Annotated in this window: 31 protein-coding genes and 1 pseudogene; 27 read left to right on the top strand and 5 right to left on the bottom strand. The window is 41.3% G+C overall.

The window, feature by feature from the left end:
* Positions 1-17: 17 nt before the first annotated feature.
* The 3 genes from copZ to ACJROX_RS09870 all read left to right on the top strand — a co-directional run bounded on the left by copZ (position 18) and on the right by ACJROX_RS09870 (position 1,160).
* Positions 18-221, top strand: a complete 204-nt coding sequence (gene copZ, locus ACJROX_RS09860) for a copper chaperone CopZ (protein ID WP_408010584.1) — start codon at positions 18-20, stop codon at positions 219-221.
* Positions 222-419: 198 nt separating this feature from the next.
* Entirely contained in the window at positions 420-782 is a 363-nt protein-coding gene (locus tag ACJROX_RS09865) for a hypothetical protein (protein ID WP_408010585.1), read from the top strand.
* Between the two features lie 162 nt (positions 783-944).
* Positions 945-1,160 (top strand): DUF2188 domain-containing protein, encoded by a 216-nt coding sequence (locus ACJROX_RS09870; protein WP_221563614.1) that lies wholly within the window; start codon positions 945-947, stop codon positions 1,158-1,160.
* A 167-nt stretch (positions 1,161-1,327) separates the two neighbouring features.
* On the opposite strand, the gene ACJROX_RS09875 is transcribed toward ACJROX_RS09870, so the two are convergent.
* A complete protein-coding gene (locus ACJROX_RS09875; RefSeq protein ID WP_408010586.1) occupies positions 1,328-1,924 on the bottom strand; it encodes a lysostaphin resistance A-like protein in 597 nt (198 codons plus the stop codon).
* Positions 1,917-2,831 (bottom strand): DMT family transporter, encoded by a 915-nt coding sequence (locus tag ACJROX_RS09880; protein ID WP_408010587.1) that lies wholly within the window; start codon positions 2,829-2,831, stop codon positions 1,917-1,919. Before ACJROX_RS09880 ends, ACJROX_RS09875 begins: the two co-directional genes overlap by 8 nt.
* Positions 2,832-2,998: 167 nt before the next feature.
* Between ACJROX_RS09880 and ACJROX_RS09885 the strand changes: the two genes are divergently transcribed.
* Positions 2,999-3,202: a hypothetical protein gene (locus ACJROX_RS09885; protein ID WP_408010588.1), complete on the top strand. Its 204-nt coding sequence runs from the start codon at positions 2,999-3,001 to the stop codon at positions 3,200-3,202.
* 168 nt (positions 3,203-3,370) lie between these two features.
* On the opposite strand, the gene ACJROX_RS09890 is transcribed toward ACJROX_RS09885, so the two are convergent.
* Positions 3,371-3,496: a hypothetical protein gene (locus ACJROX_RS09890; protein ID WP_408010589.1), complete on the bottom strand. Its 126-nt coding sequence runs from the start codon at positions 3,494-3,496 to the stop codon at positions 3,371-3,373.
* A 6-nt stretch (positions 3,497-3,502) separates the two neighbouring features.
* Here ACJROX_RS09890 and ACJROX_RS09895 point away from each other — a divergent pair, with 6 nt between their 5' ends.
* From ACJROX_RS09895 to ACJROX_RS09925, 7 genes are all read left to right on the top strand, one after another.
* Positions 3,503-4,117 carry a diguanylate cyclase domain-containing protein gene (locus ACJROX_RS09895; protein ID WP_408010590.1) on the top strand — a complete coding sequence of 205 codons (615 nt, stop codon included), beginning with the start codon at positions 3,503-3,505 and terminating at the stop codon, positions 4,115-4,117.
* A 4-nt stretch (positions 4,118-4,121) separates the two neighbouring features.
* Positions 4,122-4,466, top strand: coding sequence for an EAL domain-containing protein (locus ACJROX_RS09900; RefSeq protein ID WP_408010591.1), 345 nt, complete (start codon positions 4,122-4,124; stop codon positions 4,464-4,466).
* 609 nt (positions 4,467-5,075) lie between these two features.
* Entirely contained in the window at positions 5,076-6,110 is a 1,035-nt protein-coding gene (locus ACJROX_RS09905) for a glycoside hydrolase family 15 protein (RefSeq protein WP_408011625.1), read from the top strand.
* 36 nt (positions 6,111-6,146) lie between these two features.
* The gene (locus ACJROX_RS09910; protein ID WP_408010592.1) at positions 6,147-6,422 is read left to right on the top strand and encodes a hypothetical protein; all 276 of its coding nucleotides are present in this window, start codon (positions 6,147-6,149) and stop codon (positions 6,420-6,422) included.
* A 106-nt stretch (positions 6,423-6,528) separates the two neighbouring features.
* Complete coding sequence (locus tag ACJROX_RS09915; RefSeq protein WP_408010593.1) at positions 6,529-6,801, top strand: hypothetical protein; 273 nt, start codon at positions 6,529-6,531, stop codon at positions 6,799-6,801.
* 224 nt (positions 6,802-7,025) lie between these two features.
* Positions 7,026-7,247: a hypothetical protein gene (locus tag ACJROX_RS09920; protein ID WP_408010594.1), complete on the top strand. Its 222-nt coding sequence runs from the start codon at positions 7,026-7,028 to the stop codon at positions 7,245-7,247.
* Positions 7,248-7,251: 4 nt separating this feature from the next.
* On the top strand, positions 7,252-7,386 hold the full coding sequence (locus tag ACJROX_RS09925) for a hypothetical protein (protein WP_408010595.1): 135 nt from the start codon (positions 7,252-7,254) through the stop codon (positions 7,384-7,386).
* A gap of 157 nt (positions 7,387-7,543) precedes the next feature.
* Here the strand turns inward: ACJROX_RS09925 and ACJROX_RS09930 are convergent, their stop codons facing one another.
* Positions 7,544-7,759, bottom strand: a complete 216-nt coding sequence (locus ACJROX_RS09930; protein ID WP_408010597.1) for a hypothetical protein — start codon at positions 7,757-7,759, stop codon at positions 7,544-7,546.
* Positions 7,760-7,919: 160 nt separating this feature from the next.
* On the opposite strand from ACJROX_RS09930, the gene ACJROX_RS09935 reads away from it, so the two are divergent.
* Positions 7,920-8,303 (top strand): transporter, encoded by a 384-nt coding sequence (locus tag ACJROX_RS09935; protein WP_408010598.1) that lies wholly within the window; start codon positions 7,920-7,922, stop codon positions 8,301-8,303.
* Positions 8,304-8,490: 187 nt separating this feature from the next.
* Positions 8,491-8,928: a hypothetical protein gene (locus ACJROX_RS09940; RefSeq protein WP_408010599.1), complete on the top strand. Its 438-nt coding sequence runs from the start codon at positions 8,491-8,493 to the stop codon at positions 8,926-8,928.
* On the opposite strand, the gene ACJROX_RS09945 is transcribed toward ACJROX_RS09940, so the two are convergent.
* Positions 8,903-9,139, bottom strand: a complete 237-nt coding sequence (locus ACJROX_RS09945) for an IDEAL domain-containing protein (protein ID WP_408010600.1) — start codon at positions 9,137-9,139, stop codon at positions 8,903-8,905. The two genes, ACJROX_RS09940 and ACJROX_RS09945, sit on opposite strands and share 26 nt — an antisense overlap.
* 188 nt (positions 9,140-9,327) lie before the next feature.
* On the opposite strand from ACJROX_RS09945, the gene ACJROX_RS09950 reads away from it, so the two are divergent.
* The 14 genes and pseudogenes from ACJROX_RS09950 to ACJROX_RS10015 all read left to right on the top strand — a co-directional run bounded on the left by ACJROX_RS09950 (position 9,328) and on the right by ACJROX_RS10015 (position 23,457).
* Positions 9,328-9,705, top strand: a complete 378-nt coding sequence (locus ACJROX_RS09950) for a hypothetical protein (protein WP_408010601.1) — start codon at positions 9,328-9,330, stop codon at positions 9,703-9,705.
* A gap of 129 nt (positions 9,706-9,834) precedes the next feature.
* The gene (locus tag ACJROX_RS09955; RefSeq protein WP_408010602.1) at positions 9,835-10,521 is read left to right on the top strand and encodes an HAD family hydrolase; all 687 of its coding nucleotides are present in this window, start codon (positions 9,835-9,837) and stop codon (positions 10,519-10,521) included.
* Positions 10,522-10,659: 138 nt separating this feature from the next.
* Positions 10,660-12,459, top strand: coding sequence for a GAF domain-containing sensor histidine kinase (locus ACJROX_RS09960; protein ID WP_408010603.1), 1,800 nt, complete (start codon positions 10,660-10,662; stop codon positions 12,457-12,459).
* Positions 12,460-12,477: 18 nt separating this feature from the next.
* Entirely contained in the window at positions 12,478-13,119 is a 642-nt protein-coding gene (locus ACJROX_RS09965) for a response regulator (RefSeq protein WP_408010604.1), read from the top strand.
* 639 nt (positions 13,120-13,758) lie between these two features.
* Positions 13,759-14,394: a GntR family transcriptional regulator gene (locus ACJROX_RS09970; protein ID WP_408010605.1), complete on the top strand. Its 636-nt coding sequence runs from the start codon at positions 13,759-13,761 to the stop codon at positions 14,392-14,394.
* A 117-nt stretch (positions 14,395-14,511) separates the two neighbouring features.
* Entirely contained in the window at positions 14,512-15,441 is a 930-nt protein-coding gene (gene hpaI / locus ACJROX_RS09975) for a 2,4-dihydroxyhept-2-ene-1,7-dioic acid aldolase (RefSeq protein ID WP_408010606.1), read from the top strand.
* Positions 15,441-16,235: a fumarylacetoacetate hydrolase family protein gene (locus ACJROX_RS09980; protein ID WP_408010607.1), complete on the top strand. Its 795-nt coding sequence runs from the start codon at positions 15,441-15,443 to the stop codon at positions 16,233-16,235. Before hpaI ends, ACJROX_RS09980 begins: the two co-directional genes overlap by 1 nt.
* The gene (gene hpaE, locus ACJROX_RS09985; RefSeq protein WP_408010608.1) at positions 16,216-17,733 is read left to right on the top strand and encodes a 5-carboxymethyl-2-hydroxymuconate semialdehyde dehydrogenase; all 1,518 of its coding nucleotides are present in this window, start codon (positions 16,216-16,218) and stop codon (positions 17,731-17,733) included. The genes ACJROX_RS09980 and hpaE overlap by 20 nt, the downstream gene beginning before the upstream one ends.
* A 101-nt stretch (positions 17,734-17,834) precedes the next feature.
* The gene (hpaB, locus tag ACJROX_RS09990; protein WP_408010609.1) at positions 17,835-19,310 is read left to right on the top strand and encodes a 4-hydroxyphenylacetate 3-monooxygenase, oxygenase component; all 1,476 of its coding nucleotides are present in this window, start codon (positions 17,835-17,837) and stop codon (positions 19,308-19,310) included.
* An 11-nt stretch (positions 19,311-19,321) separates the two neighbouring features.
* Positions 19,322-20,305: a 3,4-dihydroxyphenylacetate 2,3-dioxygenase gene (gene hpaD / locus ACJROX_RS09995; protein WP_408010610.1), complete on the top strand. Its 984-nt coding sequence runs from the start codon at positions 19,322-19,324 to the stop codon at positions 20,303-20,305.
* A gap of 228 nt (positions 20,306-20,533) precedes the next feature.
* Positions 20,534-20,989 (top strand): pyridoxamine 5'-phosphate oxidase family protein, encoded by a 456-nt coding sequence (locus ACJROX_RS10000; RefSeq protein ID WP_408010611.1) that lies wholly within the window; start codon positions 20,534-20,536, stop codon positions 20,987-20,989.
* Between the two features lie 124 nt (positions 20,990-21,113).
* The gene (locus ACJROX_RS10005; RefSeq protein WP_408010612.1) at positions 21,114-21,740 is read left to right on the top strand and encodes a TVP38/TMEM64 family protein; all 627 of its coding nucleotides are present in this window, start codon (positions 21,114-21,116) and stop codon (positions 21,738-21,740) included.
* Positions 21,741-21,864: 124 nt separating this feature from the next.
* A pseudogene (gene map, locus ACJROX_RS10010) lies at positions 21,865-22,615 on the top strand (type I methionyl aminopeptidase).
* A gap of 443 nt (positions 22,616-23,058) precedes the next feature.
* The gene (locus ACJROX_RS10015; protein ID WP_408010613.1) at positions 23,059-23,457 is read left to right on the top strand and encodes a DoxX family protein; all 399 of its coding nucleotides are present in this window, start codon (positions 23,059-23,061) and stop codon (positions 23,455-23,457) included.
* Positions 23,458-23,525 lie beyond the last annotated feature (68 nt).

Consider the following 23,525-nt stretch of genomic DNA (forward strand, 5'->3'; position numbering starts at 1 on the left):
TTATAGGAGGTTTTAAAATGGAAAAGACTCTCGATATAAAGGGAATGACTTGCAACCATTGCAAGCAGGCAATCACGACTGCGCTGCAAGACTTAAACGGCGTTAACTACGTAGTAGTAGACTTGAAACAAGGTAAGGCACATGTGAATTATGAAGAAGGTAAAGTTACAGAGGCACAAATGAAAGAAGCAGTAGAAGATCAAGGCTACGATGTGAATTAAGTGATGAATGAACCGTCCAACAGGGCGGTTTTTTTGTGATCTGGACAAAAACCTCTTATATCGGTGCAAATCCAAAACTTGGTGGAACATAATCAAAATTGATCGGTGAAATCAATGGCGGGCAGCTTCATCAGTTAGTCAATCAGAAACATGGATAACCTTGACTGAATAGATTGTGGTAAAAGGGCGGTGATTCACTTGTCTAATTCAGAGTGGGATTATTATGACGGCTATTCAGGTTGGGGAGAATGGGTACCTCGTCTTCCGATTTCGACCGATCCTGAAGACGTGACGAAATTGAAGCATTCTGCAAAAAGCTTCTTGCGGCCAGCAAACGAGCTCCATGGATTTCTGGAAGCTGTGGCTGAAAAGAAAGGATTTGCAGAACAACTGAAAAAAGCTGCAGAGTTGAATCAGAATAAAAAAGTACACGACTTGATCAAGTCAACAGGTGTGGTAACCGATTTCGCCACAAACATGAATCCAGACGGTATCCGCATCACATTTCAGCCTGAAGCGGTAGATGCTTGTTTTCAAATCACACTCTCTTTATGTTGGTAAAATGCAACTTTAGACCTCAACAACCAAAAAAAATTGGGAAAATCCATGATAAAATATGTGGTTTTTCTGCATGAAATTCCACTTACTTTCCCAATACAACAGTAGTCCAGGCTGTGGTAGGATAAAAGTACCTTAAAAATAATTGATAAAGGATGTGGGAAAATGTCTAGAATGATTGTAACCGTAAAAAGAGGAAAGAAGTGGGCAAATATTTTAGACGGGAATTACCGATCCTCTAGTACGCATCTTACGCAGCAGGATGCAATTGAAGTTGCTAAGCACAGAGCACAGCAAAAAGGATATGAACATGTCATTTACCGTAAAGACGGCACGATCCGTGAAATCAACAAGTACTTACCTTTAACAATTCAACAATAATGGAAAAGAACAAACGAATTCAATACAAAGATCAAAGGAATGATCCTAAGGTGAACAATCTTTAAAGATCATTCCTTTTTTTCATGGACTGAGGTGTCGATTCACCGTCAAACTCGTTGCCTTCGTCGATATAACTGAAATCAAAACTTCAACTATAATACCTTAAATTACAATAACGGAAAAGCAAGAAATAACAAGATATCGAAAACAAGATGTGAAAGTAGGGGAACCAGGATATTCTTCGTCTTTTCATACAGTATTGCCCATACGATACCTGCAAACAGCGCTGCTAATACAAGCAGGATGCTGCCGGATGCAAGATGGGCGAGAGCATACAATAACACGGATAAAACTAATCGGAAACGTACGGATCCGGATAATCGACTCTGCACGTAACCTCTCCAGAAGAATTCCTCAGCTGGAATAATGATTGTGAACACGATCAGAGTGTGCCACCATATTTTAGGAGAAATCAATCCATACAGATTTTCCAATTCTTCAAATAAACCAGACATGAACACGTTCACCAGCAGTTTTCCAAAGGCAAAAAGTCCATAAAGTACAATCCCGCTTCCTACACCTATTGCAATCTGCTTTTTGCTTGGGAGCTTCAACATCAGTTTTCCTAATAAAAGAGCGAAAAGCAGCAAGCCACCCTGCACAAGAGGGAATAGAAACCAAAAATTTTCGGATGATTGGAAGGCATATCCCAACATAATCCATGCAATCAACACAATCATAAAAGGGAAGACGTTCTTAGACATATTGCTTCATGCCACCCTCTGCTCTTGTTTTTGGGAGGCGCTTCCGTTTTAAGAAAACATAGATTCCGAAAAGGATGATAGCACCACCGGTTATTTGTTCAATTCGTACGGTTTCATTCAAAATGAAATAAGCAAGGATCGATGCCCCTACAGGCTCTCCTAATATCGACATGGAAACAACGTTTGCACTTACATATTTCAATGCCCAGTTGAAGAGGGTATGCCCTAGTAATGTAGGGAATAGCGCCAAAAGCAAGAAATACACCCAGTCTTCTTTCGGGAAAGGACCCAGCGAGTATCCTAGAGATAAATCATAAATGAAAAGGGTACCTGTCGCCATTCCATAAACTAAGAAAGTGTATGTCATCAGATGGAGTCGTTTTCGTACCGTCTGACCGAATAGATAATAGACAGTTACTGCAACCGCCCCTAACAATGCAAGTAGATCCCCAAACAACGCCATTCCGCTGATCTTGAAATCTCCCCAGCTGATCAGGATGCTTCCGCCTATGGCTAATCCCCCGCCGACAAATGCTTTTAAGGAAAGCTTCTCTTTAAAAAAGATATAGGTTCCTACAAAGGCGAATACCGGTTGTAAAGTGACAAGGACGACTGAGCTTGCCACTGATGTGTAGTTCAAAGATTCGAACCATAAGATAAAATGAAATGCTAGAAAAATCCCCGAGAACAAGCAGAAGAGAAGATCCCTTTTCTCAATCTTCTTGAAATCCTCTCTAAAATATAAAAAGATGAAAGGCAGCATCAACAACGTTGTAAACAATAAGCGATAAGTAGCGATTACAGGTGCAGGTGCTGTTGAAAGCTTGACGAGTATGGCGGAAGTAGAAACGGATAATACACCGATACCTATTGCGAAATATGGATTGATGACTGGTTCTTGTTTCAAGAGAATGACCCCCATACTATTTCTATTAATAGTTGTAGTTTATCACGCTCGGATTCCAAGAGAAATACACAATTCAAAATAATTACAAAATATGCTAAAGAGAAGTCGATAATTGTCGATATAATGCGTATAAGAAGAAACAAGCTCAATGTTGGGGGTATTCATTTATGACTCTGTCTCGTGTTCAGATCGGTGTTGGATCGCTCGTTATCTGCATATTGATGACTTATCTCCTTAGTAGAGAAACAACGCCGCTTTTTACAGACTTCATACTTGTTGATTCATTGGACGGGACGGTCTTACGAGAAAAATATCTTTTGCTTGATGGGCTAGGCATTTTTATCATTGTCTCCTCGTTTCATCAGAAATAAGACAATCTTCTCATTCGATATCAGGACAGATTTACGATATCTTACTCACACTGGGAAATCATCAGGCCGATCATCCAATATACCGGTGTTTTTATTCTGCTTTATGATTTATTATTCGTATATCAAAATAACAAAGTATTATTTGGAAGTCTGGTCGTAACCTTTGTATTAGTTATCTGCCGTGACATCATCAGTATCATTCAGAATCAATCCCTTGTAAAACATCTGAAGCTTTTCAATCAACATCTTGAAAAGAAGATTGGCGAACGTACCCAGGAGTTGACGGATTCCCATAAAGACTTGGAGGATGCATTCAAGCAGATCGAGTACATCGCACGTCATGATACATTCAGTCGTCTACCTAACCGTAGATATCTTGAACAAATGATAGAATGGAAAATTATTGATTCAAGTCAGTCGCGTACGATGGCATCTCTTATTCTCCTGGATGTCGACCGTTTAAAGCATGTGAACGATACACTCGGCCATTCATTAGGCGACCAGCTCTTATTACAAGTCATTAAAAGAATTAAAAGCTGCCTTCCAGAGGGTACCTTCATGGCCCGGCATGGAGGGGACGAATTTGCCATATTGATAGACGGTTTTTATTATGAAGATGAAATCAAAGAATTAACGACCAAAATTATCAATACGATTGAACATCCCTTTCATATCAATGATAAAGAATTGTCCATCACCTTGAGGGTAGGGGTGTCAATCTACCCGGAACATGGTGATTCTGTTGAAGAGTTGATGAAACATGCAGACCTTGCTATGTATAAGGCTAAAGAGGATAGAAAAAGTAAAGTCGTCTTCTATTCAACTGAAATGGACGAGGAACTTGTTGGCAGAATGGAACTTTTGAAAGTCGAAGATTTCGATGCTTTTGACGGAGACACTCTTTCCAGCAGATAAATTAGTGATCGAAATTACGGAGAGTGTAGCGATGAATAAAGAGGAATGCTTAACAGCTCAATTACAAGAAATAGCTGCGATGGGAGTCCAGGTTTCGATTGATGATTTCGGGACTGGTTATTCTTCCTTAAGCTATGTCAAAAAATATCCATTGAACCAACTGAAAATTGCACGGCCGTTCATAATGGACGTACCGGGTAACTTTAATGACACCGCTATGATCAAAGCGATCATCGATTTATCTCATCATTTCAATTTATCTGTTGTTGTAGAAGGAGTCGAAACTATTGAGCAGTTAAATTTCCTTCGATCCATCAATTGTGAAGAAGTCCAAGGCTTCTATTTTTAACCCTTAAGCAATACAGACTTGGAACATAGTTATTTACTACCATTGAAACAAAGTGTTCATGGAAGGATTGACTTAACGTCTGTCCTTTTTTATTTATAGGTTTTTTTAGATTTTAATGTTGTTTTTGAAAATTACAGTAAGCAAAATTTACGACACTTCTGCAGGAAAAGCGAACCAGGAGAGATCCCGCAGTTTGGATGCAGAGAGATGATGTCCAGCTCAGCGACCAGTCACTTGGATCACTTCAAACTTCCTGCGGCGGTCGACACATTGATTTACATGTATGAGCCCACGCAGAACCAAGTCTTTGTTGGTTCAAGCCTCCTCGTCAGTTTTCCAGTGACCTACGTGCCTAAGCGGGTCGCTTCCTCTTTTCTTCAGCCCGCGGAAAGGGAGTGAATTTTCGCAACAACATAACCTATCATAAAAGCAAAATTACACTGGAAACGGTTTCATTTGGGCTGACATTTGGACGGCTGTTGAATACGATATTAAAGGCAATGCAGCACTATTGGTGGTTTTCATCCTCTTTTTCACAACCAAGAGTAAATTGTCGAATTAAGGGAATAAAGGGAGTAACAAGGTATAAGAAGAGGAAGGATTTAGATGATGGAAAAATCAAAACTATACGATGTGTTGGAGACGATGAGGCTTCCGAATGGAGCCTATCTCGCAAGTCCATCTAAGCATTATTCCTATGTGTGGATTCGTGATGTATGTTATGCGGCACTTCCATTTCTATATAACAACGATGACAGGTTCGAAAAAGCGTATTATGCCCTTTTAGACTTATTCAAGACCTATGAATGGAAAATCGATATTCATCGGTACCAAAGACCTGTATACCGCTATGAATATATCCATGCCCGTTATTCTACTGATCTCAAAGAACTTCCTGTCGAGTGGGGGCATGCCCAGCATGATGCGATCGGCAGCTTCTTGTGGGGAATCGGTGCCGGTTTAGCACGTGGGAAGAAGATGATTCGAGAGGAAAAAGACCGGGAAATCATTCAGAAACTCGTGGATTATTTGAACTGTGTGCAGTATTGGTCTGATGAGGATAACGGAATGTGGGAAGAATATCAAGAGCTTCATGCATCCAGTGTCGGAGCGTGTGTTGCAGGATTGAAACAGGTGCGAATGCTGGTCGATGTACCAGATGAGTTGATAAAAAAGGGAGAAGAGACTCTCAGATTCTTACTTCCAAGAGAAAGTCAGACAAAAGAAACAGATCTTGCGTTATTGTCTTTGATATATCCTTATCAAATTGTGTCCCGAAAGACTGCACTTGAAATATTAGCGAATGTAACAGGCCAGCTAGAAAGAAAATATGGCTGCCTCCGTTATAAAGGGGATCAGTATTTTAATGAAGGTTCAGAAGCTGAGTGGTGTTTCGGTTTCCCGTGGCTAGGTCTATGCTATGGACAGTTAGGAGACATACGTAAAGTTGAAGAGTATTTAAAAAAGACCAAGTCCATTGTCCCTGCGGATGGAAAAGTACCGGAACTTTACATCGGCGGTACAGACAAAGCGAATGAAAATACACCTTTGGCCTGGGCTGTATCGATGAGTATCCTGCTATTCGAATATGCAGAGGCCCTAAACAATGAAAAAATCGAGAACACAGAGACTTCCCTTGGATAGGGGAAGTTTTTTTATGGATATCCCTATCTTCTATTCATGCACCTTGTCTTATTCATTGCCCAGATCTATTCGACAGTCTATATTTCTATTGGCTCCAAAGGGTTCCGTGTGGGGATTTTTTCTTATAAATGGGAAAAGGTTGCACGTGCGGATATTATAACGGGGTTTCATGAAGATAATCATAAATACCCTTCTGGAGGGGTTTTACGATTTTTTGTAAGAGAGAAAATCTACCGAGTTGAATTAAAAAATACCGAAATTGAAGAACTGATCACGTTTTTAGGAGAATATGTCGAAACAGACACACACTGACATAAAAATTCAATTGAAAGAATTTTTTAAAATATCTAAATTTATACTTTTTTCTTGGGTAGAATCTGTTACAATAGAGTCAATCCAAAATAGGAGGGAAGCAAGTTTGGAAAAAATAAAACTAGGTCAACCTCCCCACTGTCACAAGGTTTCTTTCGATGGTAAAGCATTTAAGATCAAAGGATTAGAAAACGTTGTTGTACCGTTATCCGAGACAGAAACTGCGCAAATCGATGTTTTGAATGAAGAAACAGGAAATTTGAAACTTGTCGGAAAAGACACTATTTTGGCCCAATTAGAACTGCCACTCAGGTACTGTGAAGTAGGTCAAGGGTGGGTACTGAACAAATTATCAAAAAAGAAAAGGAAATCAGGATAATAAAAATAACACCAGGGCTGACACTTTTCGTCAGCCTTTTTAAGTTATAAAGAACTACGCTCTATTATTCAAATTAAGTATGAAAATCAATAATTAAGTCAAGGTTAGTAATAGATCATCTATGTAAGCGTAAAAATAAGAGTAGCTATACCTGTTTGATGGAAAGCCATCTCGCTGTAACAAAAGGCAATAAATAAGGCTCTACTTTAAAAGGAGTGATAGCAATGAATAAAGATTTTAAGCGTGAAAAAAGGCAGCCGGAGTTACAGTCCGATTCTGCCCTTAATCCTGGCTTCGATACGATCGCCGCAAATGAAGCTGAGCAGTATTTCATGGATGGATCAATGGGAAATTCAATTGTAGACTTTGATGAAAGCGATACTACGGTGGATGATATTGACGACAGAGATATCATTCAGTATACGAAAGACGGAAAAAGGAGCTGAAATAGTGAAAGATCAAAATTATCCAGTAGCAAATGTTTCGAAGGAAATGTTAGACAAGATCCAGAACTATGAAAGAGAACTGAAGAAAGAAAGCAATGAAGATATCATACTCATCGCATACCAAAAAGAACGTAGCTAAAACATAAAATGACCTTGAAGGATATAAAAAGTCCTTTGAGGTCATTTTTACATTATTATTAAATTCATGACCTGATTCAGAAGTCTGTGTTAAGTTAGTATATTGTACTCACTTGAATGGAATCAGTAGACTCTTTGTAATACGATAAGAATTGTCTTTACATCGCGCGTATCTTCGGTGTAGGTACTGAAGGAGATAGCTCAAAGCAGAAAGGGCATTGTTGATAAGATTTATGGATCAACAAATGGACATGTTCTTCATCTGTACTGTCTTCGCGAATATCACTTTCATAATAAGGGATGCGACATGCGTCGCAAACATAAGAGGAAAGATGAACCACTTTTTTCTTGTGGTTGATAATGTATTTGGACACAGTACACCTCCTGAATGAATGTTTTATATATAGATTCGTCAAAATTGGTTATTTTTCGGGTATAGATAGTTAGAATTTGGAAGATGGGTAAAAGCCTGCACTCTAAAGTTTCAATTGACATATGATAGTCTGAAACCCATATTGAAGGGGGAGTATGTCTTTGAATAATCGGCAAAACCCACTTGCTTCCATATTGCAAAATATTCTAGGCGGAGGAGGCCCACAGCAATCCGGCCCGCCACCTGGTCCGCCTTTTCCTGACGGAGGTGGACCACCGCCAGGTCCACCTCCGAGTTTTATACCGAACCAGTCACCATCCGCATTACAAGCTAGTCCAGGAGCGGGTACTTATGCGGTAGACCCAGGCGCATTGAGGCCTTGTATACGAAGATATGTCTATATTTGGTTGCAAGGGGGATATTCTTTCTGGGCTTGGCTTACATTCGTCGGAAGGAATTCTGTAGCAGGCTATCGATGGACAGGACGGAGATGGGTGTACTTCGGGATCGACCGTCGGCAGATCGTTTCATTCGTGTGTTATTAAGAAAAGAGCTGATCAAATATTAGAGCAATACTTCGAGTTGGAACTTTTTTGATAGAAATTTGTCGGAATGTTCTTAGCGCGTCAAGTATGCTCTCTGATTTGGTCAGTTTTTTATTTAGTATGAAAAGCCTTCCTAGTGAAAAAATAAATAACACTAATAAGACACGAATCAAATGGAGGATTTCCTTTGATACATAAATTTATACTTGTCATGTCCGGAATGATGTTTTTGGTAGCTTGCGGAACTGCTGATGGGGCCGATGACGTGCCTATAGATTCACCGGTGACAGTTATTGAAGTGAAGGCCGAAAATTGGGAGTTCAATAAGAAAGTATATAAAGTATTTGCTGACCAACCCATCACGATCAATTTCAAAAGTGAGGAGGGTAAGCATGAGTTTGCAATAAAAGGAATGAAAAAGGTTAGGATTAAAGGTGAAGGGTCCATCAAAAAGATATTTGAGCCGGGGGAATACCAGATCTATTGTCACCCATGCGAAAGGGCACTCCGAAATGGTGGCCACACTGATTGCTGTCCAAAAAAATTAAGTACAGCAAAAGGGGCAGACTACAGTCAGCCCCTTTGGGGTTTTAGGATAATCAATTATTGCTGTACTTCTTTTTAAATTGCTCAGCAAGACGGTAAAACGACTCCTGGTCATTGCGTGCAAGTGCATCATCAATTTTCTCTCTGAGTTTTTGGCTCTGGTGTTGGAATAATGATTCGTCCAGTTGAAGTTGGGCGGCAAGGGAAACAAAATACTGTTCGGCTTTTCTCTGTCTCAATTGTGCCTGCTCTTTCATTTTAGCCTGAAAAGATGAGGTGTGCTTATTCATGAGGATTCCTCCCAAACCCTTTTAGTTATTATCTAAGATATGCAGTTCAATGTCAATTAGTTTTCAGAATATTACATTAATTTATTTTTTTCTTATGCTTGAACAGTTTTTTAATTGGAATGTATTCGAATAAAACTGTCCAACTTGTCCAAAATAAGATAAAACAATCGGACTGGGGGTAGATTGGGTTGGAACGAAAGCCGTATTATATAACTGTTCAAGTTGGTATGCAAAATGCGGAAATTCGGAACAGTAAAGGTGAGTCAAGCTATGATTTCGAAATAAATGCAACGGAAGACGAAGCTGCGTTATTGAAGGACTTGATGGTAGAGGCTGATAATACTGATCGGATCGGTTATTTCCACTCGCACTTTTTTGCAAATGTCATTGATACTGCAGACCGCGACCATATGATTTATGATCGTCTCCTAAATGAAATTTACCTGACCATTTATGATTTAGGGTCGGATCAGACGAAAAAGGACATTGAAGAGATGGGAATACTTGAACGTCTTAAGGAAGTGAAACCTAGTCATAATCCTACAGACCCAAATCTCCTTCAATAAAAACTGGCTCAATCGATTGTAATCGGTTGAGTTTTTTCTATTATCCGTGGTTTCGGATGTATTTGATTTTGTATCTGAAAAATCAGCTTTTTCATGTATACTTTATTTGAAATACTCAAGTAAAGGTTGATGAAGATGATCAAAGGATTGATGTTTGATTTGGATGGGACGCTGTTGGATCGAACCAAATCGTTACAAGAGTTTGTTTGTAAGCAATACGACCGGTATATAGACTCATTGGAAAAAGTGACTTTACAAAGTTATATGGACGACTTTTTAAACTATGACCAAAACGGCTACAAGCATAAAAAAAAAGTTTATCGCAGTATTGTTGAAAAATATAAACTGAATCAAGAGTGGTATGATCTTCTTTTAGACGATTATTATAAGGAGTTTCATAACCATTGCCTGCCGGTGGATGGGTTAGATGAGGTGATCTCCTATCTTCAAAGATCTTCCCTGACGATTGGCTTGATAACTAATGGGGAAACCATGTTCCAAACAAAAACGATCGAAGCTCTTTCGCTTGAGGATGTTTTCCATTGTATTTTGATTTCTGAGAAAGAAGGGATCAAAAAACCCTCGGCAGAATTTTTTCTTAGAGGATTGCGACTGTTGGACCTTCAACCAATTGAAACAGTCTTAGTCGGTGATCATCCGACCAATGATATTCATGCAGCAAAAAAATTGGGGATGTACACGATTTGGGTTAAGAATGCTCATTACGAAAAGCCCAGGGACACGGATTTCACGATAGATTCTTTATCTGAAATACCCGAAATCATTCAGTCTTTTAATAAAGGAGAATCAACATGAAAATAAGTAATGCATGGCTCGCACTGATTTTATTATTAGTAGGATTCATTTTCGGGTTAAGCTATTGGATTTCAAAGGGTTTGTTAGGATAATGGGATTTATATACATCACTTTTCAAGTTGTTAGGGGTTTTTGAGTATGGATAGGACCCGTGAACGAAATTCTAATATCGTAATTACTTTCATAACAGTGATTGGCTGGTTATTAGCCTTCTATAGTATTTTTAAATTACACACCATCAATGATCTTTGGTCATTTACACTGCTGATTGGTTTCTTATTTATTACAGAACTGTTCCCGATCCCGGTTTGGAAGAGTATCACATCATTAAGTTTTCCGCTAATCTATACGATCATTATTTTATATGGACCATGGATGGGCGTTGTCACATTAGTCCTTGTCAGTTTTGTAGTCAATTTGATTAAAAGGCGGCATATCCAGATTGTTTGGTTCAATCCGGCACAGCTTGCTTTGACACTTGTCCTTACTCATATGGTTACAAGCGCTATTCTTTATTTGACTTGGACGGGGGGAACCGGAATAGGGTATCACTATTATAAATTGCTGCTGTTCACTTTGCTTTTTTACATAATAAATAATTTGTTGATCGATACGATTTTTTGGCTACGACCACACACATATTCCTGGAAAGATTGGAAGCAGAAGATGGTTCAGGAGACCGTGATCGTTGTGATTTCCATCAGTTATCTGATGTTGATGTTCGTATTGGGAAATCAAAACAGGGGCGGCGTCGTAGATGTTTTTTCATTCCTGTTTTTCTTTTCTCCACTAGTGGCCGCTTCAATCATCAGTGCTATCATAAACCGGTTGAACCGGGAGAAAAATCGTTTCAAATCCCTGGTTTCTCTAACAAAAGAATTGAACAGGATACTCCCCTCAGATGATTGGGTTTCTTCAGTAGAAAGATGGATCGATGAATTCATTACGACAGATGTGGCTTTATTCATCGTTAAAGAAAATGATAAGTGGAAAGGGTCTTTTAAAAAAGGAGGCATCATCCAAGGAATAGAAAGTGCATTCGGGGAAGAGTGGTTTACTCAATTAGATGAAGCAGTACACTTTTCCTCTCGTAAGGAATTTCCAGAGGGATTGGATGCTTACCTGGATTCCTCCGTTCGCTCGGTTGTCATCACTCCTTTACGAATCGAGAATGAAACCGTCGGTGTTTTGCTTGTCGGAAAGGAAAACAATAAATTATATCAATTGACGGATATTCAATTTTTGTCTACTTTAGCGAATCAACTTGCTGTTATAATAAAGACAAGAAATCTATTTACAGAAAGAGAACAGCGTATCGTATTGGAAGAACGAAACCGTATTGCAAGGGAAATTCATGATGGGATTGCACAATCACTTGCTGGTGCTGTCTTGAAGCTTGAGACCTCTAAACGATTGAAAACAGGAGACAATGAAAAGATCAAGTTAGTAAATGAAAGCATCAAAAAACTGAGGGGAAGCCTTGGGGAAGTTAGAGAATCCATTTATGCTTTGAGACCTAATCCTAGTGATAAGTTTGGCATGGTTGAAGCGATCCGAGCAAAAGGTGAAGAGGTTACGGAAGACTTTGACCTGAATGTTTCGATCAACACTCGAGGTGTTGCGCTAGAGGTCACGCCCCATGTAGAGAAGAATGTATATGAAGTCGTCTCTGAAGCATTGCAAAATGCTGGGAAACATTCTGAGGCTTCCAAAGTAGATGTCATGATCAGGTACTGTAAGGAGCATGTAATTGTACGGGTTAAAGATGATGGCAAAGGTTTTCAATTATATAAAGCATTGATGAGAGCCAAATCGGAAGCTCATTATGGTATCTTGAATATGAATGAATTAGCAGAACAGATCGATGCGTCGTTGAAAATAAATAGTACATCAGGCCGGGGCACCGAGATTCTCATGATTGTACCAGTAACAAATTAAAGTGGAGGAGACTCAACAATGATAAAACTACTTTTAATCGATGACCATGCAATTCTGAGAGACGGAATGAAAAACATTATTGCTATTGAAGAGGACATTGCCGTTGTCGGAGAGTTGACCTCTGGGGAAGAAATTTTAGAAACGATTGAAACGACTGAGCCAGATGTGATTTTGATGGATATCAATCTTCCAGATAGAAATGGAATAGAACTTACTAGTTTAGTAAAGAAAAGTTTCCCGAAATGTAAAGTGTTGATTTTGACGATGTACAAGCATGATGAATACTTCATGGCAGCTTTGAAAGCTGGAGCAGATGGATATCTCCTGAAAGATGCACCTTCAGAAGAGGTTATTGAGGCAATCCATGCTGTAGCAGAAGGGAAATCGATACTACACCCGAGCATGGCTAAAAAACTAGTAGACTATCATCAAAAGAAAAATCAAATCAGCCAAAATGGAAACGACCTGACGGATCGGGAAAAAGACGTGTTGATCTGTCTCGTGGAGGGTCTGAGCAATAAAGATATCGCTGATCGGTTATTTATCAGTGATAAGACTGTCAAGATCCATGTAAGCAACATACTTAAAAAACTTCAAGTGAAAAGCCGTTCACAAGCCATCATCTATGCTGTACAAAATCAAATCGTCCCGTTGCCATAACGATTTATAACCTATTAGTTGAACCTGAGTGAAGATTCTTCCCTCAGGTTTTTTTTATAAAAAAGATTAGTTCGCCCTGTCCCTGGATGCCTTCAACAATACTTCTAAGGATCCTCGAATGAATAGGGGCTTTGACACCCTGATAATGCAAAAAACGGAGAACGAGGTACTCAAAGAGGTGTTTTGACACCCTGATAATGCAAAAACGGAAAACGAGGCACTCAAAGAGGGGCTTTGACACCCTGAAAAAGCGAAAAACGGAAAACGAGGTACTCAAAGAAGGGTTTTGACACCCTGAAAAAGCGAAAAACGGAAAACGAGGCACTCGAAGAGGGGCTTTGACACCCTGAAAAAGCGAAAAACGGAAAACGAGGCACTCAAAGAGGGGCTTTGACACCCTGATAATGCAAAAAACGGAGAACGAGGTACTCAAAGAGGTGTTTTGACACCCTGAAAAAGCGAAAAATCGAAATCGAGGTACTCATGAAGCAGTCATGAGATCAGGAAAACACGAAAGAGGGCTTGTAAGCGGCACTTAAAGGCTATATTTGTGACTATTGGAACAATTCTGATATTTATCTTGAAATCATATATGATTTTATATATCATGAATTTATGAAAGCGCTTAATTCTAAATCCATGAATAAACAACAATTTGCGTATAAGTTGCTTCGTGCCCGCATTCTAGACGGGACATATGGGCCAGGTTATCGAATCGTGATCGACCAGATTGCTAGGGAAATTGAGACTAGTGCGATTCCAATAAGAGAGGCACTCCGCCAGCTTGAATCAGATGGATTGATCCAGTTCAAACCGTACAGTGGTGCGATCGTTACCCCTATCAATGAAAACGAGTATCTAGAAACGTTATCGGTTCTCGCCGTAATTGAAGGTTATGCGACAGCCATCAGCGGTCAACATTTCCCGCTGGACCGTATTCCGGATCTTAAAGAAATCAACCAATCTATGAAGCAAGCTTTAGAGGAACTCGATTTTGTCTCTTTCGGGAAGCATAATCGATTATTCCACGGACTTACATATGAGTATTGTGAAAACAAATATCTCGTGGAAAATATCCGGTCCACATGGAAACGCCTCGATTCAATCAGAAGGGCAGGATCTGCATTCATGCCTGTCCGGGCCAAAGAATCCGTCTTGGAGCACGATGAAATCATACGCTTACTCGAACAGAGGGCAGCTCCAGAAAAGATTGAAGCCTTCGTTCGAGAACACAAATTGAATACTGTCAAATCGTTTTACCATCAAAGGCATTGACCAGCACTTTTAAAATGATGAAGAAAGGAGCTGTAACCGTCCGACATTTTGTATTGTTCTTACTGTTCGACCGACCTGCTTCATAAGGTCAAAATACATTCAAAAGGAGAGGTTGTAATGTCTAAGTTAGATGAGTTGAAACAGCAATTGAGAGGATCGATCGCACCGATCATCACTCCGTTCAAGGAAGATGATTCTCTTGATCTTGATACGTTGAAAAGTTTGATTGAATGGCACATCGAAAGCGGTTCCCATGGTATTTCTGTTACAGGGACGACAGGTGAGCCGAGCTCTTTGACTCTAGAGGAAAGAGTCCAGGTCATGGAGACAGCAGCAAAAACAGTAAATGGCAGAATCCCGTTCGTGCCAGGTACAGGTTCCACTAATCACCAAGAAACGTTATACCTCACCAAGAAAGCAAAAGAAATTGGAGCAGACGCAGCAATGGTCATTGTTCCATACTACAACAAGCCCTCACAACATGCGCTTTACAAACATTTCAAAACAATCGCAGACACGGTAGATATTCCGATCATCATCTATAACATTCCAGGACGAACCGCCGTTAATATGGACGTGAAAACAATCGCAAGACTGAATGAGGATTGCGGAAATATCATCGGAATAAAAGAATCGAATAAGGACTTTGAACATGTCAATCGTGTCCTCCTGAATTGCGGAAGAGACTTCTTGCTCTATTCTGGAATAGAGCTTCTGTGTTACCCGATGCTTGCAATCGGTGGAGCGGGCTATATCAGTGCAACAGCAAACATCATGCCTGGCAGGGTGGCCGATGTCTATAACTATTGGGCTAATGGTGATGTAGCAAAAGCACAAGAGCTCCATTATGACTTGATGCCTTTGAATGATGTCCTGTTCAAGGATACGAACCCTTCTCCGTTAAAAGCTGCACTGGGAATGATGGATCGAATCCACCCAAATCTGCGGCTGCCGATGGATTTACCAAGCGATGAACTACAGAGGGAAATCCGTTCAGTATTGGATCATTACGGTTTATTATCTAAAAATGTTGGGAGTCATGCGTAATGAAACATGCACGTTTTATTGTAGAAGGTAGAGAACAATCAGGAACAGTTGTCGATGGAAAAATCCAAGCATCATCTGGAAAGATATACGACGAAAGCGAAATCGATGTCTGGTTGGTACCGTTCAAGCCGAATAAAATGGTCGGACTCGCATTGAACTATGCTGACCACGCAGATGAATTGGGACTCGAAAAGCCGAAGGAGCCTGTCCTTTTCATCAAGCCGAATTCTTCTATCGTAGGCCATAAATCTCCAGTCTACTATCCTGACGGCGCCACGTATATGCACTATGAAAATGAATTGGCTGTCGTCATTGGAAAAGAAGGGCGCACCATCAAAAAAGATGATGCGATGAATTATGTCAAAGGTTACACGATTGCCAATGACGTAACGGTCAGGGACTTCGTCAATAATATGTACCGTCCACCAGTACGCGCCAAAGGGCACGACACGTTCGGACCGATGGGGCCTTATTTTGTCGATAAGGAAGATATCCCGGATGTGAACAATATTGAATTACGATCTTATGTAAATGGGGAGCTTCGCCAGCAAGGGAATACGAAAGATCTCATCTACGGAATCGAAGAGTTGATCGAATTCATCAGTTCCTTTATGACTTTGGGGGAAAATGACGTCATCTGGACGGGAACGCCTAAAGGGATCTCTCACGTATATCCTGGAGACCACGTACGTCTTGAAATCGATTATCTAGGTGCTCTGGAAAACGATATTTTAGACGGAAGAACTGATCAAGTTGCGGCAGGAGGTGCCGAGAATGCAAGAGCCAACAATTAAAGATCCCATTCAACTTTACATCAATGGCAAATTCCAAAATGCACGGAATGAACAGACCTTTGAAAATCTCAGTCCTGTTACCGGGGAAGCGTTGAACAATGTTGCTGAAGGCCAGAAGGAGGACATCGAATTCGCGGTCGACGCAGCGAAGGATGCGCTCCGCAATGGTCCATGGGGTTCTATGAAACTTAGCGAACGGCTAAAATACATCTATAAAATTGCAGACTTGATCGATGAGCATATCGAAGAGATTGCACACCTTGAATCACTCGATACAGGGCTGCCGATCAAGCAAACAAAAAAAATGACCTCTAGAGCAGCGTCAAACTTCAGATTTTATGCTGAGATGGTGAAGAACAGGATGGTCGGTGAAGCTTATCAGGTCGATGATGAATTTTTAAATTATACGGTCCAGAAACCAGTCGGTGTCGCTGGATTGATCACACCCTGGAATGCTCCATTCATGCTTGAAACCTGGAAGGTAGCACCAGCACTGGCTACTGGGAATACCGTTGTGTTGAAACCGGCTGAATGGTCACCACTCACAGCAAATAAATTAGCAGAAATCATTGATGAAGCAGGATTGCCGAACGGGGTGTTCAATGTTGTTCACGGGTTTGGTGAAACTGCTGGTGCGTCCCTGGTAGCACATCCTGATGTCCAATTGATCTCTTTTACTGGAGAAACGACAACTGGCTCTGAAATCATGCGCAACGGTGCGGCAAGCTTGAAGCGTTTTTCCATGGAGCTCGGCGGTAAATCACCGATCATCGTTTTTGAGGATGCGGACATGGAAAGGGCACTTGATGCTTGTGTATGGGGGATTTTCTCTTTCAACGGAGAACGCTGCACGGCGAACTCTCGCCTGTTCATCCAAGAATCAGCAGCCGAATCTTTCATCGAACGGTTGAAGGAGCGTGTATCCAATATCACTGTCGGTGATCCGATGGATATGGAGACTGAAGTCGGCCCGCTTATCCATAAAGAACATTACAACAGGGTGAAAAATTACCTTGCGATTGCAGCACAAGAAGGTGCCGAGCTTTATCATGGGAATATCCCGTCAGGACTAGAAAAAGGGAATTTCGTAGCACCGACCTTGCTTCTTGATGTGAAAAATAACATGCGTGTTGCTCAGGAAGAGATTTTCGGACCTGTCTTGTCCGTGATGACTTTCAAAACAGAAGATGAGGTCATCCAGCAGGCGAACGATATCCGTTATGGTCTCGCAGGATACGTATGGACGAATGATATGAAAAAAGGTCATCGGGTCGCGCAAGCTGTCGAAGCAGGGATGCTATGGGTGAATTCCCAGAATGTCCGTGATCTGCGTATCCCATTCGGCGGGTCGAAAAGCTCGGGTATCGGCCGTGAGGGCGGACATTACGCATTTGAATTTTATACGGAAATGAAAGTGATCCATGTGGCAATGGGTGAACATCATATTCCGCAATTCGGAAAGAAATCCTTGACGTCTTCATCATCACAGCAAAATTAATCAAACACCTCCGGCGGATGACATAAATGATTAGCAACCAGACTGATTTGTCGGTGTAAGTTTGGAAAACGGAAATGATCAATTATTCAGGAGGGATCGGATTGGGTGCACGTAATGGTAAACAATATATAGAAGGCTTGAAAGCCGCGAACAATAATGTATGGATTCATGGGGAGAAAGTTGATGATGTCACTGAGCATCCGGCATTGAAAAATGTCATTCAATCAATGGCGAAGCTTTTGGATCTCCAGCATGAGAAACCTGACAAGATGCTTTATACCTCACCAACATCTGGTGAAAAGGTAGGCTTATCCTTCATCGCCCCGAAAACGAAAGAGGATCTGATGAAACGGAGCGGTATGTTTACGGAGTGGGCCCGGTATACTGGCGGGATGATGGGCCGCACACCGGATTACTTGAATACGAGTGTGATGGCTTTCGGTACATCTGAACAATTTTTCGCTGAACAAGATCCGATGTTTGGTGAGAATGTCCGTAAATATTATGATTATTGCCGAGAAAACGACGTTACATTGACACACACATTGATCCATCCACAGGTCAACCGTTCGAAAATGCAGCATGAGCAGAAGGATCCTGGCATTTCAGCGCATATCGTGGAAAAGAACAAGGATGGTATCGTCGTCAATGGGGCCCGTCTTCTTGCTACCCAGGGCGGGATCACTGATGAAATCGTCGTTTTCCCATCGACCTTGAATAAAGCTTCAACTGATGACGATCCATATGCGATGGCTTTTGCAATTCCGAATAATACGAAAGGCTTGAAATACGTCTGCCGGGAATCCTTCGATATCGGTCGTAACCAGTGGGATCACCCATTGAGCAGCCGTTTCGAGGAAAGTGATGCTATCGTCATTTTTGAAAACGTTTTCGTTCCGTGGGAGCGTGTCTTTGTAGCAGGAAACTCTGAAATTTGTAACCGTACCTATGTCGAGACGAATGCAATGGTTCATATGACACACCAAGTCATTGCCAAGAACACAGCGAAGACGGAATTCGTCCTCGGCGTCATTTTAAGTATGATCGATGCAATCGGAATTGAACGGTTCCAGCATGTAAAAGAAAAAGCTTCGGAAGTTATGATAATCCTCGAAACGATGCGTTCACATATGTTCCGAGCTGAACAAAATGCAGCGATAGACAAGTACGGTAATATGACGCCTGATTTTGCTCCGTTGAATGCTGCGCGGAACTGGTATCCGAAAGTGTACCAACGGATGGTCGAAATCGTAAGGATCCTTGGTGCTTCCGGTTTGATGGGAACACCGACACAGGATGACTTCAGCAATGAAGATATTGGAAAGCTTGTGCATCGCTATACGCAAGGCGGACAAATCGACGGGTATGAAAAAGTCCAATTATTCCGCTTGGCATGGGATATTTCATTAAGCTCTTTCGGTGGTCGTCAAGCTTTATACGAATATTATTTCTTTGGAGACCCTGTACGGATGTCGAATGTCTATTATGACGTCTATAATAAAGAGCCATATAAAGAAATGGTCAAGTCATTCCTTGATCGAGTCAAGCCGACAACGACCGAGAATGTTAATGTTTAGGGGGCAGCGATATGGACTTTAACATCATACGGGTAGCAAGAGTCGTCATGAATGTGAAAGACCTCGATAAGGCAAAAGCCTTTTATGTGGATGCGCTTGGGTTTGTAGAGACTGAGCGGGATGATGAACATCTATATCTGCGGGGATTGGAAGAGCACGTCCATCATAGTCTGGTTCTTAAAAAAGCGGAAGAGCCAGGCGTCCATGCGATGTCTTACAAGGTGATGGAAGAAAGCGATTTAGACCACCTATATAAGCTTTTCGAATCAAAAGGGATGAAACCGAAGTGGTTCGAACAAGGTTCACAAAGAGCTGTAGGCAGAACATTACGGGTTAAAGATCCAGCCGGTCTGCCACTTGAATTCTTCGCAAAAATGGAAGGTGTCGAACGTTTGCTTCAAAGGTTCGACCTATACCGGGGAGCACGTGTCCAGCGAATCGATCATGTCAATTGCATGGTTCAAAATGTGGAAGCAGCCCAGAGCTTTTATATCAATGAATTAGGTTTCCGATGTTCAGAATATACTGCCACCGAAGATGATCGGGTATGGGCGGCATGGTTACATCGCAAACCTACTGTCCACGACCACGCATTCATGAACGGCAAAGGACCGAGACTTCACCATGTCGGTTTTACCCTTAGTGATCCGATGAGTGTCATCCATTGCTGTGATGTCTTAGCATCGATGGGATATGCGAATGCGATTGAACGCGGACCAGGCAGGCACGGGTTATCCAACGCTTTCTTCTTGTACTTGAGAGATCCTGATGGAAACAGGATTGAAATGTATACAGGAGACTATTTGACGAGCGACCCGGATTTCTTGCCGATCCGTTGGGACCTGAATGATCCGAGAAGAGCTACATTCTGGGGCCACGCTGCACCCGACAGCTGGTTTAACGAAGCGACGGCTGTGCTTGATGTCCATACCGGTACAGAAATGGCGCAATCCGAACCGATCTTGCAGCAGGGTAAGCCTGATTTCATAACATGATGGAAATAAACTGGAGGCTGACAATTCTTTTGAATGTCAGCTTCTTTCTTACAGGCGAATGAGATTAATCTTGCCAGAATAATATAAGTTTGCAGTCGTTTGAATTGGGAAATTAGAGACAAGATCAATGAAAGAACCGGAACTTTTCAGTAATTCAACTTTGCAGCTTTTTTGACAAATGATATATTTAATCTAGCAACAGGTTAACAATTGAAAGGAGTTTTTGACTTGGCAAAACAAGAAATACCTACAGAACTTTCACCTGAGCTTGTTGAATTCTTTCAAGGTGAGAAACTGGTGAATATTGCAACCGTGGACGCAGAAACCGGGACTCCTAATGTAAATGCGATTTCTTGGGTGAAGAGTTTCGATGAAAAGCGGATTCGTTTTTCAGTTACGAACAATTCAAGGATTGTAGATAACATCAAAGCGAATCCAGGGGTTGTCTTGAATGTTATCGGGCTGGAGACAGTATATTCAATCCAGGGGAAAGCTGAGATCCTTGAAGATATCATGGAAGGTGTAAATCTTAAACTTTCAAAAATCGAAATCACTGTGGAAGCCGTCTTTGAAAGCATGTTCTGGGGAGCGAAAATTACACAAGAACCTGAATATGAAAAGACATACAACCCAGTAAAGGCAAAAGAATTGGATGATTCCGTATACGCGGCGTTGATGAAGTAGAGATCAAGGGCTGACTCACAAGTGTCAGCTCTTTTTTAATAATTGAAATTAATCAGGTTAAAAACCTTTTCTTTTGCCGTATGATAAAATAAGGGCTATACATACAGGATGAAGGAGTACAGTCATGGGTGCTTACTGGGAACGATTGAAATACTTTTTAACAGAATTGACGCAAGAAGATATCCTTCGATGGTTGGATGAGTATCAGAACCTGGGACCATTTCCGGGAATTCTATTACCGATGCTTGAAGCATTCCTGCCGATTTTGCCTCTCGTGTTATTCGTAGCAGGAAATGCAGCAGCGTATGGTTTTTTCTGGGGTGTCTTGTTTTCGTGGATCGGAACTGTTTTTGGTTCGATCTTTGTCTATATGTTAGTCAGGAATTATGCGCAAGCAAGGTTTTTGAAGTTTCTCACCCGGCATGATAAAACGAAATCATTGCTCGAATGGGTTGAAAAGAAAGGGTTCGGACTCTTGTTCGTATTGTACTGTTTTCCATTCACGCCATCCGCTTTGATCAATGTCATTTGCGGGTTGTCCAAGGTGAGCACCTTGACCTTTGTACTTGCAGTCAGTCTAGGAAAGCTTGTGATGGTGTTTTTCATTTCCTATATCGGTCATGATTTCTTTTCCATCATCAAGGAACCGATTAAAATGATCATCATCAGCATCATTATTTTCGTACTATGGTTGATAGGCAAATTGCTGGAACGGAAATTGCATCGTCCATTAAAAAAAGTCTCTCAGTAACAAGAATGTTTTTGTGTTAATAAAATGAGGTAATTCCATTGAATTATCTCATTTCTTTTTTGCACTCAAAGAAGCAAGATTTCTTTTCTGGAAAATCACATATACACGTTAGAGAGGTGGTCGGATGATCGTTCTTAAAACGAAAGAAGAAATCGAAATGATGCATGAAGCTGGTCGGTTACTCAGTGACTGTCATCATGCAATCAGGAGACTGATCAAGCCTGGAGTTTCAACTGAAGAAATTGATGACTTTGTTGAACAATACTTAAGGAAGCATGGGGCAACCCCCGAGCAGAAAGGCTACCAGGGCTATCGTCATTCGACGTGCGCCTCTATAAATGATGTCGTCTGTCATGGTATCCCTTCATCTTCTAAATTGAAAGAGGGAGACATCATAACGATCGATTTTGTTGTGAATTTGAATGGATGGCTGGCTGATTCCGCATGGTCTTATCCGGTGGGAAAAATAAATGGAAAGGCCCAGGCTCTCTTAGAAACGACTGAACAAGCATTATACAAAGGAATTGAGCAGGCGAGGGCAGGGAACCGGATCGGCCATATCGCCCATGCCATTGAACAATATGCTTCGAAGAAAGGCTTTTCAGTCGTCAGGGACTTCCTGGGTCATGGGATTGGACGAGAAATGCATGAACCTCCGATCGTTCCTCACTATGGACCGGTTGAACAAGGACCTGAATTAAAGGAAGGCATGGTCATTACAATCGAACCAATGCTGAATTGCGGAAGCCACTTGGTATATGTAGAAGAGGATGGCTGGACAGCGAAAACGGTTGATGGCCTATTGTCTGCAATATGAACATACAATTGCGATCACTAAAAAAGGGCCAATCATACTAACGAATCAAAACAGGTAAACTGCCTTGAAAGGAGGCGGTTTTTTCTTTTATATATTTCTTAAATGTTGATTTTGCGAAATTCACTCCCTTTCCGCGGGCTGAAGAAAAGCGGAAGCGACCCGCTAAGTCACGTAGGTCACTGGAAAACTGACGAGGAAGCTCGAACCAAACAAAGACTTGGTTCTGCGTGGGCTCGCACATAAGATGTAAATCAATGTGTCGACCGCCGCAGGAAGTTTGAAGTGATCACCTCTCTGTATCCAAGCTGCGGGGTCTCGCTTGGCTCGCTTTTCCCTGAGGAGTATCGCGAATTTCGCTAAAAGCAAAATTCTATAAAAGAATTAACAAATCCGTATAACAGATCAATGAATTTTAAAAGGTAACTTGACAAAAGTAAGTGACTTATAATAATATACTTACATAAAGTAAGTTAAAACAACTAGAACAAAGGAGAGATAAAGATGGATATAGCACTACTATTGCTTCGTCTCGTATTTGGCTTGACTTTCGCCGCACACGGGACTCAAAAACTGTTTAGCTGGTTCGGTGGCCATGGACTGAAAGGAACGGCAGGATTTTTTGAATCGCTTGGATTGAAGCCGGGTCACACCATGGCTCTTATGGCTGGTTTAGGTGAATTGGTTGGAGGGTTGTTGATCGCATTCGGCCTGCTTACTGAGGTTGGGGCAGTACTGATGATTTTCCCTATGCTCGTAGCGATCTTCAAAGTTCATGGTAAAAACGGCTACTGGGTTACAGATGGTGGGTATGAATACAACCTTGCGATCATAACTGTAGCGGTCGCCTTCGTTCTTGCAGGACCAGGCGCATATTCTCTTGATGCATGGCTGCTTGGTTAAAATAATGATATGAAGATGAGCTGATTCTGAGAGTCAGCTCATTTTTCGTTATTGATGGCCGGTATCAG

This window comes from Pseudalkalibacillus sp. A8 (assembly GCF_045920555.1).
GTDB lineage: Bacteria > Bacillota > Bacilli > Bacillales > Fictibacillaceae > Pseudalkalibacillus.

Excerpts from the sequence above, each read along its gene's own strand:
- ACJROX_RS09870 (WP_221563614.1), top strand. The coding sequence starts at position 945 with ATGTCTAGAATGATTGTAACCGTAAAAAGAGGAAAGAAGTGGGCAAAT.
- ACJROX_RS09955 (WP_408010602.1), top strand. The coding sequence starts at position 9,835 with ATGAAGATGATCAAAGGATTGATGTTTGATTTGGATGGGACGCTGTTG.
- ACJROX_RS10005 (WP_408010612.1), top strand. The coding sequence starts at position 21,114 with ATGGGTGCTTACTGGGAACGATTGAAATACTTTTTAACAGAATTGACG.
- ACJROX_RS09965 (WP_408010604.1), top strand. The coding sequence starts at position 12,478 with ATGATAAAACTACTTTTAATCGATGACCATGCAATTCTGAGAGACGGA.
- ACJROX_RS09905 (WP_408011625.1), top strand. The coding sequence starts at position 5,076 with ATGGAAAAATCAAAACTATACGATGTGTTGGAGACGATGAGGCTTCCG.
- copZ (WP_408010584.1), top strand. The coding sequence starts at position 18 with ATGGAAAAGACTCTCGATATAAAGGGAATGACTTGCAACCATTGCAAG.
- ACJROX_RS09960 (WP_408010603.1), top strand. The coding sequence starts at position 10,660 with ATGGATAGGACCCGTGAACGAAATTCTAATATCGTAATTACTTTCATA.
- ACJROX_RS09920 (WP_408010594.1), top strand. The coding sequence starts at position 7,026 with ATGAATAAAGATTTTAAGCGTGAAAAAAGGCAGCCGGAGTTACAGTCC.
- hpaE (WP_408010608.1), top strand. The coding sequence starts at position 16,216 with ATGCAAGAGCCAACAATTAAAGATCCCATTCAACTTTACATCAATGGC.
- hpaD (WP_408010610.1), top strand. The coding sequence starts at position 19,322 with ATGGACTTTAACATCATACGGGTAGCAAGAGTCGTCATGAATGTGAAA.
- ACJROX_RS09980 (WP_408010607.1), top strand. The coding sequence starts at position 15,441 with ATGAAACATGCACGTTTTATTGTAGAAGGTAGAGAACAATCAGGAACA.
- ACJROX_RS09885 (WP_408010588.1), top strand. The coding sequence starts at position 2,999 with ATGACTCTGTCTCGTGTTCAGATCGGTGTTGGATCGCTCGTTATCTGC.
- ACJROX_RS09910 (WP_408010592.1), top strand. The coding sequence starts at position 6,147 with ATGCACCTTGTCTTATTCATTGCCCAGATCTATTCGACAGTCTATATT.
- ACJROX_RS09875 (WP_408010586.1), bottom strand. The coding sequence starts at position 1,924 with ATGTCTAAGAACGTCTTCCCTTTTATGATTGTGTTGATTGCATGGATT.
- ACJROX_RS09890 (WP_408010589.1), bottom strand. The coding sequence starts at position 3,496 with ATGGGAATCCGTCAACTCCTGGGTACGTTCGCCAATCTTCTTTTCAAG.
- hpaI (WP_408010606.1), top strand. The coding sequence starts at position 14,512 with ATGTCTAAGTTAGATGAGTTGAAACAGCAATTGAGAGGATCGATCGCA.
- ACJROX_RS09970 (WP_408010605.1), top strand. The coding sequence starts at position 13,759 with ATGAATAAACAACAATTTGCGTATAAGTTGCTTCGTGCCCGCATTCTA.
- ACJROX_RS10015 (WP_408010613.1), top strand. The coding sequence starts at position 23,059 with ATGGATATAGCACTACTATTGCTTCGTCTCGTATTTGGCTTGACTTTC.
- ACJROX_RS09945 (WP_408010600.1), bottom strand. The coding sequence starts at position 9,139 with ATGAATAAGCACACCTCATCTTTTCAGGCTAAAATGAAAGAGCAGGCA.